The sequence below is a fragment of the Kamptonema sp. UHCC 0994 genome, from assembly GCF_029167235.1.
GTDB lineage: Bacteria > Cyanobacteriota > Cyanobacteriia > Cyanobacteriales > Microcoleaceae > Kamptonema.
Map to the genome: position 1 here is coordinate 18,272 of NZ_JARFTR010000035.1, position 16,080 is coordinate 34,351.

At 39.6% G+C, this 16,080-nt stretch carries 10 protein-coding genes; 8 read left to right on the top strand and 2 right to left on the bottom strand.

Annotated features, from left to right (window positions below; genetic code table 11):
* The first annotated feature begins 17 nt into the window (after positions 1 to 17).
* The 4 genes from rfbF to PY364_RS02870 all read left to right on the top strand — a co-directional run bounded on the left by rfbF (position 18) and on the right by PY364_RS02870 (position 4,219).
* Positions 18 to 794, top strand: coding sequence for a glucose-1-phosphate cytidylyltransferase (rfbF, locus tag PY364_RS02855; protein WP_275520368.1), 777 nt, complete (start codon positions 18 to 20; stop codon positions 792 to 794).
* Complete coding sequence (locus PY364_RS02860; RefSeq protein WP_275520371.1) at positions 791 to 1,798, top strand: GDP-mannose 4,6-dehydratase; 1,008 nt, start codon at positions 791 to 793, stop codon at positions 1,796 to 1,798. Before rfbF ends, PY364_RS02860 begins: the two co-directional genes overlap by 4 nt.
* Before the next feature lie 158 nt (positions 1,799 to 1,956).
* The gene (locus PY364_RS02865) at positions 1,957 to 3,282 is read left to right on the top strand and encodes a class I SAM-dependent methyltransferase (RefSeq protein WP_275520373.1); all 1,326 of its coding nucleotides are present in this window, start codon (positions 1,957 to 1,959) and stop codon (positions 3,280 to 3,282) included.
* Positions 3,283 to 3,298: 16 nt separating this feature from the next.
* Positions 3,299 to 4,219: an NAD(P)-dependent oxidoreductase gene (locus PY364_RS02870; RefSeq protein WP_275520376.1), complete on the top strand. Its 921-nt coding sequence runs from the start codon at positions 3,299 to 3,301 to the stop codon at positions 4,217 to 4,219.
* 63 nt (positions 4,220 to 4,282) lie between these two features.
* Here PY364_RS02870 and PY364_RS02875 read toward each other — a convergent pair whose 3' ends face one another.
* Positions 4,283 to 5,857, bottom strand: coding sequence for an FkbM family methyltransferase (locus tag PY364_RS02875; RefSeq protein WP_275520378.1), 1,575 nt, complete (start codon positions 5,855 to 5,857; stop codon positions 4,283 to 4,285).
* Between the two features lie 88 nt (positions 5,858 to 5,945).
* Entirely contained in the window at positions 5,946 to 8,951 is a 3,006-nt protein-coding gene (locus PY364_RS02880) for a tetratricopeptide repeat protein (RefSeq protein WP_275520381.1), read from the bottom strand.
* 379 nt (positions 8,952 to 9,330) lie between these two features.
* Here PY364_RS02880 and PY364_RS02885 point away from each other — a divergent pair, with 379 nt between their 5' ends.
* The 4 genes from PY364_RS02885 (at position 9,331) to PY364_RS02900 (ending at position 16,039) form a co-directional block, all read left to right on the top strand.
* A complete protein-coding gene (locus PY364_RS02885) occupies positions 9,331 to 10,290 on the top strand; it encodes a GDP-mannose 4,6-dehydratase (RefSeq protein WP_275520382.1) in 960 nt (319 codons plus the stop codon).
* 92 nt (positions 10,291 to 10,382) lie between these two features.
* Positions 10,383 to 12,932: a hypothetical protein gene (locus PY364_RS02890; RefSeq protein WP_275520384.1), complete on the top strand. Its 2,550-nt coding sequence runs from the start codon at positions 10,383 to 10,385 to the stop codon at positions 12,930 to 12,932.
* 132 nt (positions 12,933 to 13,064) lie between these two features.
* Positions 13,065 to 15,149: a glycosyltransferase gene (locus tag PY364_RS02895; protein WP_275520386.1), complete on the top strand. Its 2,085-nt coding sequence runs from the start codon at positions 13,065 to 13,067 to the stop codon at positions 15,147 to 15,149.
* 20 nt (positions 15,150 to 15,169) lie between these two features.
* Positions 15,170 to 16,039 (top strand): class I SAM-dependent methyltransferase, encoded by an 870-nt coding sequence (locus PY364_RS02900; protein ID WP_275520388.1) that lies wholly within the window; start codon positions 15,170 to 15,172, stop codon positions 16,037 to 16,039.
* Positions 16,040 to 16,080 lie beyond the last annotated feature (41 nt).

A 16,080-nucleotide genomic window follows, 5' to 3' on the forward strand; every position in this document is an offset into this window, starting at 1 on the left:
TTTAAAATCGTAAAAAAATGCAAGTAGTGATCTTAGCAGGTGGTCTCGGTACCCGTCTCCGAGAAGAAACAGAGTTTCGTCCTAAACCATTAGTGGATGTGGGAGGACACCCTATTCTTTGGCATATTATGAAAATATATGCCCATTATGGCTTCCGCGATTTTATTGTATGCTTGGGCTATCGCGGCAATATGATTAAAGAATATTTCCTCAATTATGAGGCAATGAACAATGACTTTACTATTTGCTTAGGCCGCCAAAATTGCATCACTTATCACGGGGAACATCAAGAGCAAGATTTTAATGTCACCCTAGCTGAAACTGGTCAAGAAACTATGACTGGCGGCCGGGTGAAGCGGATTGAGAAATACATTACTGACGATACTTTTATGGTGACTTATGGAGATGGAGTCACTGATGTAGATATTGGGGCGCTGGTTGATTTTCATAAATCGCATGGTAAGTTGGCTACTATTACCACAGTCCGCCCTATTTCTAGGTTTGGGATTTTGGATGTGGACAATCAGGGTACTGTGCAACAGTTTACGGAGAAACCGCAATTAGATGGTTGGGCAAGTGCGGGATATTTAATATTAAACCGCCGTATTTTTGACTATTTGGGTGGAGATGATTGCTTTTTAGAGCGAGAACCCCTAGAACGTTTAGCCGCTGAAGGTCAATTGATGGCTTACCGCCACGAAGGATTTTTCTTTGCGATGGATACCTACCGCGAGTATAAATATTTGAATGAGCTGTGGGATAATGGAGAAGCTCCTTGGAGGGTGTGGGAATGAGGGATTTTTGGTGCGATCGTTCGGTGTTTGTAACTGGCTGTACTGGTTTATTAGGTAGTTGGCTAGTCGCTGATTTAGTGCAACGAGGAGCGAGGGTAACGGGATTAGTTAGAGACTTAGTACCGCAATCTAGGCTCTACATGGAAGACTGGCATCAGCGTATTAATATAGTGCGCGGTTGTGTGGAAGATTTGCCAGCACTGGAGCGGGCTATCAATGAATATGAAATAGACACAGTATTTCACTTAGCTGCTCAAACTATTGTAGGAGTTGCTAACCGCGAACCACTGGCTACTTTTGAGACGAATATTAAAGGTACTTGGAACGTCCTAGAAGCTTGTCGCAAAGTGGGGGGAGTCAGTCGAATTGTGGTAGCATCAAGCGATAAAGCTTATGGCGACCAAGAGGTGTTACCCTACGACGAGACAACACCACTGCAAGGTGAACATCCTTATGATGTTTCTAAAAGTTGTGCCGATCTGATTTGTCGGACTTATTATGTTAGTTACGGCTTGCCAGTTTGCATTACTCGGTGCGGCAATTTTTACGGGGGGGGAGACTTAAATTTTAATCGAATTGTCCCCGATACAATTCGTTCAGCGTTGCGGGATAAGCCAGTTGTGATCCGTAGTGACGGTAGTTTTATTCGGGATTATTTCTATGCCAAGGATGGGGTTTTAGCTTATTTGCATCTAGCTGAGCAGATGGATAGGCGCGAAATCTGGGGAGAGGCTTTTAATTTCAGCAATGAGCTGCAAATTACAGTTGTAGAAATGGTGCGAAAGATTTTAGGATTGATGGATAAGAGTCATTTGGAACCGATTATTTTGAATCAGGCGAAGAATGAAATTATACATCAGTATCTTTCGGCGGAAAAGGCTCGGAGGTTATTGAATTGGAAACCGCAATATTCGCTTGACGAATGTTTGCGGGAGACAATAGAGTGGTACGAACATTTTTTCAATCTTGCCTCTAAACCATTAGCATTACTTATGCAAAAATAGAATTGATTAGCCTTCTATAAACTTTGATTTTGTTAGTAACTGATGCTAAACTAGGTAGGCTTCGTTACTAATCATGCTAAGGTAGTAAAAAGGTAATTCCAGGCACTGAAGCATCCGATTTAAAAACTACCTGCCTACTTACATCTTGGAGAATCATAATGACTCAATCTGCCCACAGCTCAGTTAAAGAAATTACTAAATGTCGAATTTGCGGTAATGAAAATCTCACCCCTGTTTTAAGTCTTGGCGAGCAATGCCTCAGCAGTGTTTTTCCAGCAATGGATTCCCCTAACCCATCTATTTCTCCTCTCGATCTAGTTCTGTGTGACGGCGATGATTCAAGTGATATTTGTCGGATGCTACAATTCAAGCACACCGCTAATGTATCAGAAATGTACGGGACGACTTATGGCTACCGTTCATCAACCAGTCGCACGATGCGTAGTCACTTAGAGTCAAAGATTAAACACCTGCTAGAACTTGTGCAACCCAAGGATGGCGACATTGTATTAGATATCGGTTGCAATGATGGCACAGTGCTGAATTTGTATCGGAATCTTGGGCTAGTTCGAGTTGGCATGGACCCATCCAGTGAAAAATTCGCTGATAATTTCGATCCTGATATTCAGGTTATTTATGATTTCTTTTCATCTGATCGTTTGCGTAGCATTATTGGAGAGAGTAAGTGTCGCATAATCACTTCAATTGCGATGTTTTACGACCTTGAAGACCCAGTAGGCTTCATGCGTCAAATTCACTCCATACTTGCCCAAGACGGGGTATGGGGCTTTGAATTGTCGTATATGCCGATGATGTTCACTAACCTCACCTACGATCAAGTTTGTCACGAACACATAACCTATATGGGTTTGCGTCAAATCTTTTGGATGGCTGAACGTGCTGGCATCAAAATACTGGATGTGAGCTTGAATGATATCAATGGTGGTAGTTTTTACCTGATTGCTGCCCGGAATGATAGTCCGATGGAGCCTAACCATCATAATATTAAGAAGCTCCTTGATTATGAAGAGCCACTGAGCACAATAGCTCCTTTTGATCGTTTCCGAAATCGCGTTCTTCAGCATCGTGATGAAGTGCGTAATTTTTTCGATCTAACCCGCGCTGCTGGCAAAAAAGTCTATGGCTATGGAGCATCGACCAAGGGAAATATTGTACTAAATTTTTGCAATATTACCACGCAAGACCTGGTTGCTATCTGTGACTTGCAACCTCAAAAACACGGTCTGGTTACACCCGGTACTCGCATTCCGATCATTAGTCAAGAAGAGCTACGGCGCAATCAACCTGACTATGTATTTGTCTTTATCTGGCATTTCCGTCGCGAAGTGATTGAGGATGAGATTGAATATCTGGAAAAAGGTGGAAAGTTAGTGTTTGACTTACCGCGTCTGCATATTGTCGATCGCGATAACTATAAGCGCTATTTAAGCGCTCCTTTTGAAGAATTAGCTTTTCCTTTGTAAATTAGGCTGATAAACCATGAAAAAAGTGCTAGTAACAGGTGCGACTGGTTTTATTGGTAGACACACGATCGCACCTTTAACTGCTGCGGGTTTTGAGGTTCATGCAGTCACCTCTAAAGTTCCAGTAAATTCAACAGATGTAGACGGGAAATGCTGTTGGCATACGATGAATTTACTAGAGCCCACGCAAGTTAAAAATCTGGTGTCTACCATCAAGCCAACTCACCTGCTGCACTTTGCTTGGTACAACATACCCGGACAATGCTTAGTAGCAGAAGAAAATTTCCTTTGGGTACAAGCTAGTTTAGAATTACTAAGACATTTTCGAGAACAAGGCGGGGAACGAGTTGTCATGGCTGGTAGCGCCTTGGAATATGATTGGAACTACGGTTACTGCTCGGAAGTTTTAACTCCCAGAAACCCCCATACAACTTACGGGGTTTGCAAAAATGCTTTGCAAGAAATGTTAAAAGCCTATGCAGAAATCACTAACCTTAGTAGTGCTTGGGGCCGTGTTTTTAACGTTTATGGTCCTTACGATCATCCTAAGCGTTTAGTATCATCAGTTATCTGTTCTCTGTTGCGTGGCGAACCTGCTTTGTGTTCTCATGGTAATCAACTAAGAGATTATCTTTATGTTGAAGATGTGGCTAACGCTTTTGTTGCACTTTTAGAAAGTAATGTTGCTGATGATATGAATATAGCTTCAGGAAAGCCTGTAGCTGTTAAAGAAATTGTCTTAAAAATAGCTGAAAAGTTGGGAAAACTTGATTTAGTTAAACTAGGGACTATACTTGCTTCTGCTGATGAACCACCGCTATTTGCTGCGAATATCTCTCGCTTATCAACAGAAATGGGTCTTTTACCAAAATACGATTTAGACAATGGCTTAGAGGAAACTATTGTTTGGTGGAAAAAAGAACTACATTTGTGTTAATCCTGCTAGTTTTGGGATGCTTTTTAAAGAATCTTTTGGTTATGGTTCTAATTAGTTAGATTGCTACTCAAATGGCTTGGCAATTAAATCTAAATGTACCCCTTTGCCATCATATTTCATTATAAAATCTGTATCAGATGCCTCAATTATGGACGAGTCATAATCAATTATTCCTAAACTATAACCATACTCTTTAATCTGCTCCAAATATTCTTGACCCACAATTTTTCGATGAAATTCTGTAATAATTATAGGACGATGTTTTTTGATAGTTTTATCCATGCCCCTTAGAGCCCAAGGTTCATGGTATTCAATATCTAATTTAATGAGATTGATTTGCTTTTCTTGGAGGAGTAAATCATCTCCCTTTATTGCAGAAACAAACATCTGATTATTGACAGCACTCACATTCCCCTCAGAAACCACATTCCCATTAGATGACTCTGTAGAAAATCCCAAGATTTGTTGAGAATCAGAAACAGCAAAGGGATAAACTGTAATATTACTAAAACGATTCTCTACAATACTAGCGTAGATTAGTTGTAAATTAAGTGGATTAGGTTCAAATGCTATTACTTTTCCTGAGTTTTGAAGAAGGCTTGATGCGAGCAAGGTATAATAGCCGATGTTAGCACCTATGTCTACAAAAACACTTCCCGGCTTGAGCAAATTTATCACAACAGTCTCCACATGAGGCTCCCACTTCTCATTTTGCCAAATATTAATACCCACCATAAGATCCGTTCTCATCAGATAGATCTTAAATTTCTGACAATCAACTAAAACCCGACGCTCGCTGATTACTCTAGCTATATTATCAAAGCGGACTGATATTTCTTTTTCTATTTGCCCAAGACTAATGCCACTCATTAGCATTACTTGACAATGGAATAGTTCCCAGTATAAGGGAGAGCGATATTGTACTCGCTGAAAGATATCATAAAGTTCTTGCTTATAATAGAAAGGAATTAGGTTTAGTATATGAAGGTAGAGTTGCACAGAGTCTTTTTTATGCCCTTCTTTTTCCATTTCCCTAGCTAAATTCATAGCATCTTCCAATTTTCCCTGCTGGATTAGGATAATCCCTAATTTTAATTTAGCTTCAGGGTAAACCCAATACATTTCTGTCTTCATTAATTCTTGTAATGAAGAAACTGCTTCCTCAAGTTTCTGCTGTTGAGCCAAACAATCTGCTAAAGCCAGATAAGCGTGAGGATGGGTAGGTGGATTTTCTATAGCTTTGTAATAAAAACTAATTGCTGCCTCTATATTTTTTTGGCGTAGTAGGTGCCCCATACGAGTGTAATAGTCTGAGTTTTTGGGAGATATTTCGCTTGCTTTCTGGTAATAAGCTATAGCTAAATCTGATTGCTTTTGTTGGAATAAAAAACTGGCTATAGCATCATAAATCTTCCCGTCAGAATTTTCAGCCGACTTGATTGGCAGGGCTTTTTGATAAAAACTAATAGCTAAATCAAGTTGGTTGTTCAATGATAGAGTTTCAGCTATTTGCAAGTAAATTAATTCATTGTCAGGTTGAGCTTGCAAAATTTGTTCGTAAACGGCGATAGCTTCTTCTAAGTTACCTTGTTCAAGTAACGACGTTCCAGTTTTAATTAATGATTCAGCGTCTTGCATTTTTTGATATCCGTAAAACTAGGTTTTTTACTCACCAACTGGCTAACTCAATAAATCAAAATCAAAAGATAAAATATTTAGCTAATAATCATTTAACACCAGCCATATTTAGCATTGCGCTAAGGGCAGTTACATCAATGATTGTGTCCTCAAAGCCATCAATTTCATAAACAAGATGTCGTAAATAGGTACAGGGGATTCCATCACCTATCAAGTAATAGTATTCTAGTCCCAAGTGATGACTCATTATATAGTAGCACATCCCTACATTATTAGGTGTGAAAATTTCTATAACCTTAGTCCCAGGATTACAAAATAGCAGATTAGTCCCTCCACCGCTATGCTGAGTTACTATAACTTTAGCACTGGACATCAATGAAATCTTTTCTGCTATCGAGATTGATTCGGCGGTAATAGTTACAAACCCCAATTTATCCAAGACTTCAATCACTTCAGCTTCATTGATAATTCTCCGATTCCCTACAATACGCCTACTAATATATATACGCTCTGGTTTCTCTAATTTTGACTTAGCTGCCGCAGATAAAAATTTGCTCCTGAGAAAATCAGTAGTCCATTTAGTCGGGCAACAAATTATGCCTGGGTAAGATGAAAGAACCAACCTATCCGCTTTCACATGAGGGTATTTACTACCATCTATAATTTTATTTTCGGGAATTCCCAATATATTTAGTGTTTCTTTGTGAAAGTCAGATTTATAATTGCGAACTACAAATTTGTCTATACTATCCAGTTCTATCCCACTCAATTCTATTAGACCCAATTTGGGAAGCGCATCAATTATCCAATGGTAGTATATCGCACTTGTATTACCTGATAAAACTGCTACTGTACCATTAACTTCGTGAATAGAGGGCAAACTTAGCTCTGATAAGTTTCCAGGGTTTATGAAACTAGAAACATCTAGCAATATCTGATTGTCAGCCGTGATGTAAGCAGTCTGCCTACCGTCAAGCTGACAGTACCTTCCTTCTTGTACTATAGCAGCAAAGGTGGCTGGCGATTCAAATTTACTCCAATTTTTCAACCCAGGATGAACATCTTCATCTAAAGTTTTCGGGAGCGGGATTTGAATTTGATGACTAGGATGTATATCTATATAGTTACTTGACTCCGAGTTGGATTTAACTGCCCACTCTCTAGTTGAAGGATAAAACCCTTGCGGAGGAGTTACTGGCTCTGCTTTTTGGAAACAAGCATTTGCCTCATCTATTTTACCTTGTTGCAGCAAAATATTACCTAAGTTTCTTAGAGCTTCAGGGTGATCGGATGGAATCCCTTGCTTGATTAACCCTTGTAAACAGGACACAGCTTCATTTAAATTACCTTTTTGAGTAAGGCAGTTCGCTAATCCTAGATAAGCATGGTAGTGGATATCAGGTTGTTGCAGGGCTTTTGTATAATACTTTATTGCCTCATCTATTTGATCAACTCGCGATAATATATGACCAATGTAAATGTAAGTATTTGTTGCATTAGGTTGCACATCAACGGCTTTTTTGTAAAATTTAATGGCTGCGTATAGTTGGTTTTGGACTGAAAGAATATGCCCAATATTTATATAGGCTTCACCTTTATTCGGATTGAGACTGATAGATTCTTTATAATATTTTATCGCTTCGTCTAACCGATTTTTTTGTTGTAGTAGCTGACCGATATTGATATAAACTTCGGCAAATTCTGGCAAATTTGGTTGAGGAATTAATAAGAGTGAATTTTTATATGCTTCTAGTGCTTCATCTACCCGACCTATTCGTGCTAAAAGTTTTCCTAAGCACGCATAGAATTCTGCTGAGTATGACTTATTGAGTAAAGCGCTGAAAAATTTGGCTCTAATCGCAACCTGCTCGTCATATTTATTCTCTAAAGCTATATGTTCAGCCCAACGGCTATAGGCTAAAGCTATCTCAGGTTTTAGTAAAACGGCCTGATGGAAAGAGACAAGGGCTTTATACCATTCCCCTTTTTGTGCAAAGAAGGTTCCCAATTGCCAGTGAACTTCCTCAAATGAAAGTGAGAAGAACTGTTTGTACCTTGATTGAAATTCCATTGATGGTCGGATGATTTCGGCGAGTGTTTGGTGACGAGTTCGACCACTTGAACGGATAACTTCAAGGAATGATGCAACTTCTTCTTCATTGAGAGAGCGTTTCAGATACAGCCGGAAAAGTTCTAGCACGAACTCTGCATCACTGAGGAGGCTAGTTTTTTGCAAAAAGGCTGCGTCGTCAGGGGGAAATTGCTCCAGATAACTGAGTTTAGCCAAGGCTTTCCCTAACTGCTCATCCGACATGAAAAATGGGTGAAGATCTATTGCTCTCCGGTATGAGACAACTGCTGCTTCTAGATCGCCGATTTGTTCTAAAGCTTCTCCTAAAAGGTTATGAATTAAAGCCTCTTGCGAGTTAAACTCAATTGCTTTTTGATATGTTTCAGTGGCCTCCCGCCAATTCCCCTGTTTCGCTAAAGCATTCCCCAAATCCAAATAAACTTCTAAGTTATCTGGCTGAAGATTTAGCAGGTTGCGGTATGATTGCACGTCATTTGGATTTAGTTGTACTGCATGGCGGTAGGAGGCGATTGCCCCTTCCAAATCCAATTTAGTTCGCTGTTCCAGAACCTCCCCCAACTTATGGTGAATCCAGTCCATTTCTGGGTTCAGATTTTTCGCTTGCCTATAAGCCGCGATCGCTTCATCTAGCTGACCCAGTTTAGCTAAGCTCTCGCCTAATCCCCAGTAAGAACCGAAATGTTGCGGATTGAGTGCAACGGCTTTACGGAAGGTCGCAGCGGCTTCCTCCGGTTGCAATTGTTGAGCTAGAGCATCTGCTAAATGGTGGTAAGACCAAGAGAAATCTGGATTGAGTTCTATAGCGCGACGGTAAGCTGCGATCGCATCATCCAGTTGACCCATTTTTGCTAAAGCTTCCCCTAAATGGTGGTGATACCAAGAGATGCCAGGATTTAACTCTATCGACTGACGAAAAGCCGCGATCGCCTCCTCTAGTTTCCCTTCCGCTAAAAGCTCTTTCCCTTCGTTAAAATATTGTGTTGCCGCTTCTGGTGTATTCATTTTAGTTTAATTATCTTTCCAAATAAATATTTTATTTCTAGCCTGATTGTGACTGTCTCTTGAGTTTAACTGAACTATTTCTTCAATAAAATCCATAAGTGAACTTGACAAGGATGCCACACTTTGCTACTCAAATCAAAAACCTCTGGCTTCTTGGTTGTTCCTAATTTCAAACTTTGTACATGATATCAGGCGATCAACACTTTGGTAAAGTTCCTGATTGAAACAAACTTAGACAATCTCAACTATATCAGTATACCAGGGAACACTCGATGTAATCTCAAGTCAACTAGCAAAACCTAGCCTAAGTTTGTCCGTAGATGTATTAGACTGATCAAGCACCAACCAGGCGATCGTCAAAAAAATTAGAGGTACTTGTATGAAAAAAGCACTCATTTGTGGTATATCCGGGCAAGACGGAGCCTATTTAGCCAAATTACTCCTAGATCAAGGGTACTCAGTCTGCGGCACATCGCGAGATGCCCAAATCTCCGCATTTCACAATCTCTCCCGCTTAGGCATCCGCGAAGCTGTGAAGCTAGAATCCATGTCTCTCAACGATTTTCGCAGCGTTTTGCAAGTCCTTGCCAAAATCGAGCCAGATGAGGTGTACAATCTAGCAGGTCAGACTTCCGTAGGTCTGTCCTTCGAGCAACCAGTTGAAACTCTCGAAAGCATTGCTACGGGAACATTGAATCTTTTAGAAGCAATTCGGTTTACGGGAGGCAAGATTAAATTATATAATGCTAGTTCTAGTGAATGCTTTGGCGACACGGGAGGCAAAGCAGCCGAGGAAAGCACACCATTTCACCCCAGAAGTCCCTATGCAGTTGCCAAGGCAACAGCGTTTTGGGAAGTAGCAAACTATCGCGAAGCCTACAATTTATTTGCTTGTTCTGGTATCCTATTTAATCACGAATCCCCTCTAAGACCGGCAAGGTTCGTCACCCAAAAGATTGTATCCGTAGCTTGCCGGATTGCGGCAGGAAGCTCAGAAAAGCTGCAATTGGGTAATATTTCTGTACAACGGGACTGGGGTTGGGCTCCCGAATATGTGGAAGCAATGTATTTGATGTTGCAGCAGTCGGAACCCGATGATTATGTGATTGCTACTGGGGAAAGCCATGCCTTACAAGAATTTGTTGTTCAAGCCTTTGCCACTTTGGGATTAGACTGGAAGGAACATACTGTTATAGATACCAGTTTGTACAGACCGACAGAAATTGCACTTGGTAAAGGCAACCCTGCTAAGGCTAAGGAAAAGTTAGGTTGGGAGGCGAAATATAAGATGCACGATGTAGTTCAGATGATGGTAAAAACAAGGCAAGAACAAATATAGTATATGAGTTTCAGTGAAAATCAGAAACCTAGACATATTCCTTAAAAATCCGATCCGGTTACATTCAATAAAATTAGGAGAACAGTATTGTAATGATAGAATTAATCTCAGTTCACATACCTAAAACAGGTGGAAAATCTTTTGGGTCTATTTTGTCACAAGTCTATGGGGATGATCAAATATATTTTGATTATGAAGAACAGTCAAGACCAAGAGTTTACCAGCCAAAAGAAATTCCATCTGAATTTCGAGTGATTCAAGGCCACTTCCCCATAAGTAAATATGAGCAGTATTTTCCTGATGCGAAAAAGATAGTTTGGTTAAGGCATCCAGTCTATCTCTTAATTTCCTTGTATTGCTATTGGTTGGGTCTTGAGTCTGTGCATCCTCAAACGGCTGGGATAGTTAAAAAAGTAAAAAACAATATGCAAATAGATGAATTTGTAGATCAGCCTGAAGTGAGAAACATATTGTGTCAAAATATTGCTGGAAAACCTTTAGAGGAGTTTTATTTTGTTGGAATACAAGAATTTTTTAGCGAAGACCTAGCAGAGCTAAAAACAAAGCTAGGATGGGGTCAATATACTTTACCTTATGAAAATATCAACCCACTTCGTAACTATCAAGAGGTTTTACAAAATGTATTTTCTAATTTAAAGCTTATGAAGAAGCTAGTGGAAAATAATTTAGAAGATATAGAACTTTATAATGAGGCATTAGCTCTTAGAGCAAAGCGGAGAAAAGAACCATTTTTTCTACAAAAAATCAGATCAGAAGGAAACCGTTTGTATAATTTATTAAGTTCCCAACAAGTAATTCAAGAACCTAGAGTTATTGATAAAGAAGGAGTTAGCAAGCTAAATGATGATAACGAAAAGCTCATTATAAAACAGTGGGACAGGACTTTTGTTTGCCAAGGTAAAAATTTATATTACAATCGCATCCAATATAACAATCCCTCGGAAAGAGCAGTTGAAGTGCCGATTGGATTTGACTTTCTGGCTAATGTTCCCAACTCTGCCCGGGTCTTAGAAGTGGGAAACGTACTATCCTATTATGAAAATTCCCTCAGTCAGCATACGGGAGTTATTTCCAGAAAGATTGTAGATAAATTTGAAATAGAGCTAGGCGTAGATAATGAAGATTTAATGTTACTTAGCTCTGAAGAAAAGTATGATGCTATAGTTTGTATTTCAACAGTGGAGCATATAGGACAGGGTGTTACACCGGTAGGCACTTATGGTGAAGTTGCACAAGAGCGAGATTTAGAAGCTCCCCTCAAGGCTATAGCTAAAATATACGATCTGCTCACTACTGGTGGAACTGCCTTAATTACCGTTCCTTTTGGAAACCTGACAGATGGTGAGTGGTATATTCAGTTTAGCGGTCAATACCTAAGTCTTTTAGAAAAGTACGGAATCCCTAAAGAAGCGGTTACTACCAATTTCTTAAAATTAGTAGATCGAGATCCGACCAAAGATAGCGTTAGAATGTTGTGGGAAGAAGTCGATGCTATTGAAGTTAGTAATGTAGAGTACAATCATCCATTTCCAACAGCTAATGCGATCGCGATCATAAAGCTTTTCAAAGTTTCTAATGATTTTCATTTAAACTTAAATGTTGAACCTACAACTATGTTTTATAATATGCCACACCAAACTAGATTAGATTTTAAACAAATTCAGTTACAATTTCAGCAAACCCAGGATGAGTTAAATAAGTCTAAGTTACAACTTCAGCAAACTCAGGGTGAGTTGAATCAGTCTCAGGCACAAATTCAGCAAACTCACGCACTTTTGGCACAATCCCAATTACAACTCCAGCAAACTCAAGGTGAGTTGAATCAGTCTCAAGATGAGTTAAGTCAGTCTCAGGCACAATTCCAGCAAACCCAAGGTGAGTTAAGTCAGTCTCAGGCACAATTCCAGCAAACCCAAGGTGAGTTGAATCAGTCTCAGGCGCAACTCCAGCAAACTCAGGCACTTTTGGCACAGTCGCAGTTACAACTACACGAAACTCAGGCTGAATTGGAGCAATCTCATTTACAACTGCACGAAACTCAGGCTGAATTGGAGCAATCTCATTTACAACTGTACGAAACTCAGGCTGAATTGGAGCAATCTCATTTACAACTGCACGAAACTCAGGCTGAATTGGAACAGTCTCAAGGGCAACTGTACGAAACTCAGGCTGAATTGGAGCAATCTCATTTACAACTGCACGAAACTCAGGCTGAATTGGAACAGTCTCAAGGGCAACTGTACGAAACTCAGGCTGAATTGGAGCGATCTCATTTACAACTGCACGAAACTCAGGCTGAATTGAAGCAATTAAGGTTTCAGCAAAGCATTGTTAGAAATAAAAATGTACAAGATCAGACACACTACACACTACTATTGTGGGAGGGCTGGTCTGCTTATCATAAAGGGGATCTCAAGGCAATGGCTCAGTTCTTAAAGCAATCCTTAAATGCTACGCCTTTCTCACATACAGAAACGGTTTTGAACTGGTTAGAAACTTTTGCCCGATTCTCTTCTGAAAGTGGGATTAACCTTGATACCAATTCACTGGTTAATTCAGAAGAATGGAAAGAGTTAATGCGTCGCAGAATTAATAGCAAGCATTCTCTGGTATTGCGTTAAATAACAAATTGCTAGCCAGCAATTTATTGTTTCTGAATTGAGAAGTGCAATAAAGAGAAAAACTTACTTTAAAAATGCCTTCTTGATAAATTTATCCTTCTAACAACCATTGAGTATAGAGTAATAATTGCTATGTTGAATAAAACACTAACTTCTTCTTTAGGCATTAATTTTGTAGGTCATGTAAGTGGCGAATATGGTCTAGGCGAAGGTGCAAGAGGTACTTTAAGAGCACTAGAAGCTGTAGGTATACCATTTACAATTAATGATATTAAAGTAGATTGGCATAGAAACTTAGATGATACCTACACCAATGTTTCTGATAAAAAGCAATACCCAATTAACTTGATTCATATTAATCCAGGCGACGGAATGATCGAAAACCTTGGCAGTGAATATTTCGAGGGAAAATATAATATTGGCTACTGGGCTTGGGAATTGCAAACCTTACCCAGCGTCTGGGACTATGCTTTTAATTTATTTGATGAAATTTGGACTTATAGTAATTACACGGCTGAAACAATTGCCAGAGAATCACCAATTCCTGTCCTTAAACTAGCACCTAGTATTGCTTTACCATCAACCTCTGTAGACAGAAAAGCATTAGGGCTACCACAAGAAAAATTCGTTTTTCTGTTCATGTTCGACTTCCATAGTACATTAGGACGCAAAAATCCCTTGGGGACGATTGAAGCCTTTAAGCGAGCTTTTGAACAATCAAATAATCACGATGTCTTGCTTGTCATCAAGTCTTCTAACGGGCATTTTCATCCTGAACAGAGAGAGAAGCTGAAAGAGCAAATAGAGGGCTGGCAGTCCATTCACTTAATAGATGGACATTTGAAGAAGGAAGAGCTTTATGGCTTAGTTAACAGTTGTAACTGCTATGTATCCCTGCACCGTGCTGAAGGTTTTGGGCTGACAATGGCAGAAGCGATGTATTACGGCAAACCAGTAATAGCGACAGCTTACTCATCTAACATGGAATTTATGAATGTAGGCAATAGTTTTCCTGTGAAGTACGAACTGGTAACACTTGCGGAAAATTATGGTCCTTACCCAAAAGGAAATATCTGGGCTGAACCAGATATAAATCATGCTGCCTCATTAATGCAGTATGTTTTCCAAAATTATCAGGAAGCGCAGCAAGTAGGATCTATAGCTGCTCAAGATATCAAATCTTTACTAAGTCCAGAGGCGGTAGGAAATAAAATCAGAAATCGTCTTGAGCATATTATGAAGATCAGGATTCCCCTAGAATTAGCAAAAGTTAATGTTCAAATACCTCTGTTTAAAGACGGAACTTTTTTGCAAGAAACTGAACACCTGAATGATGCAGATTTTTTAGAAATTGCTTACCGTACTTACCTCAAACGCAACCCTGATAAAGAAGGTAAAAATAACCACATTCAAGATTTAGGAAACGCCAAGAGAACGCGCCAGGAATTACTTACTATCATGCGCCAATCCCCTGAATTTGAGACGCTGTGGAAGCTCGTAGAGAAAAGCTTATTATCTTCATCTTTGGGTATGGAAATTATATCAATTCATGTTCCGAAAGCAGCAGGAACAACATTTAGCAAAGTTCTTCAACAACTTTACAGTGAAGAGCAAGTTTTTTGCGAAGATGCCAAATTGCCCTTAGCTTCCATCTTGGAACAACGTTTAATCACACTTAAAACTAAGGTGATTCACGGTCAATTTCCAGCTACGAGGTATAAAGAATGCTTGTTGTATTCTTCTCCAAAAATAATCACATGGCTCAGGCATCCGATCACTCGTTTAATTTCTTGGTATTGTGATTGTATTAGTAAGCCTTGTGACGAAAATAATAATGAATTTGAGGAATATGTGAATAAGAATAAGCCAGATTTGATTGAATTTTCTGAGATGTCTGATGCCCAAAATGTTATGTCTAAATACCTGCAAGGAATAGAAATAACAGAATTTTTCTTTATAGGTATCCAAGAATTTTTCAAGGATGAAATAAATGATCTAAAAGAGATGTTAGGATGGCAAAAAACAGTAGAAATTATTTGGTTCAATAAAAATAAATATCCAGAGTATCATGCCTATGTGAACAAAGTTTTGGCTGATAATAAACTCGTAGCTAAACTAGCACATATCAATCAGGAAGATATAGAACTTTACCAAACTGCCTTGAACCTGAGACAGAAGCGGAAAGACCAAATTAGAACAATCACACAACTCGATTAAACTTGGGTATGCGCGGTATTATGAATGAACAAAAGACTCCGACGACTACCATTAAGAGGCAACCGATTATTATCAATAAAGAGCCTAGTTTAACCAATCCCGTTTCCCAGATGGCAACTGAAGACCAGTGCCGCTCAGATGCCTTCGTATACTGGTGCAAAGAAATTCGTCTCCCCCATGAACCAATCTTCCATCGAAAGCTTTGGGAATATGCCTATATCCTCCAATGCCTATCTGAAACAGGTATGATGTCACCGGGTAAGCGCGGACTGGCTTTTGGTGTCGGCAAAGAACCTCTTGTCGCTGTAATGGCTGCACGCGGCAGCGAAATAGTTGCTACAGACCTTGACCCTGACGAAGCCACAAAGCAAGGATGGGCAGGTACTGGTCAATATGCACCAACCCTAGAAGCCCTTAACGATCGCGGCATTTGTCCTACTGAACGCTTTAATGCTAAAGTCAGTTACCGGGTAGTAGATATGAACAGCATAGATGCCGATTTAGTCGGATTTGATTTTGTCTATTCATCTTGTGCTCTCGAACATCTCGGCTCGATTGCAATGGGACTGCGTTTCATCAAAAATAGTCTTAACTGTTTGCGTCCGGGGGGAATAGCGGTACACACAACTGAATTCAACGTTTTTTCTAATGACGCAACAATAGACAACCAACAAACCGTACTTTTTCGACGACAGGATATTGATGGGTTGGCAAAAGAGTTGCTAGGTCAAGGTCATAGCCTTGTTCTTAATTACAATACTGGTAGCGGAACATTCGACCGTCATATAGACGTACCACCCTGGACAGGGATACACCTAAAGCTCCAACTAGAACAGTATGTCACAACATCATTGGGCTTACTAATTAAAAAAAGTTCAAAAATTAAATAGTTTTAAATTCTATCCAAATATTTTTACCAAGTAAAAAGCCA

Bases quoted from the DNA above. Each gene is read 5' to 3' on its own strand.
- PY364_RS02880 (WP_275520381.1), bottom strand. From the start codon at position 8,951: ATGAATACACCAGAAGCGGCAACACAATATTTTAACGAAGGGAAAGAG.
- PY364_RS02870 (WP_275520376.1), top strand. From the start codon at position 3,299: ATGAAAAAAGTGCTAGTAACAGGTGCGACTGGTTTTATTGGTAGACAC.
- PY364_RS02860 (WP_275520371.1), top strand. From the start codon at position 791: ATGAGGGATTTTTGGTGCGATCGTTCGGTGTTTGTAACTGGCTGTACT.
- PY364_RS02875 (WP_275520378.1), bottom strand. From the start codon at position 5,857: ATGCAAGACGCTGAATCATTAATTAAAACTGGAACGTCGTTACTTGAA.
- PY364_RS02865 (WP_275520373.1), top strand. From the start codon at position 1,957: ATGACTCAATCTGCCCACAGCTCAGTTAAAGAAATTACTAAATGTCGA.
- PY364_RS02885 (WP_275520382.1), top strand. From the start codon at position 9,331: ATGAAAAAAGCACTCATTTGTGGTATATCCGGGCAAGACGGAGCCTAT.
- PY364_RS02900 (WP_275520388.1), top strand. From the start codon at position 15,170: ATGAATGAACAAAAGACTCCGACGACTACCATTAAGAGGCAACCGATT.
- PY364_RS02895 (WP_275520386.1), top strand. From the start codon at position 13,065: ATGTTGAATAAAACACTAACTTCTTCTTTAGGCATTAATTTTGTAGGT.
- PY364_RS02890 (WP_275520384.1), top strand. From the start codon at position 10,383: ATGATAGAATTAATCTCAGTTCACATACCTAAAACAGGTGGAAAATCT.
- rfbF (WP_275520368.1), top strand. From the start codon at position 18: ATGCAAGTAGTGATCTTAGCAGGTGGTCTCGGTACCCGTCTCCGAGAA.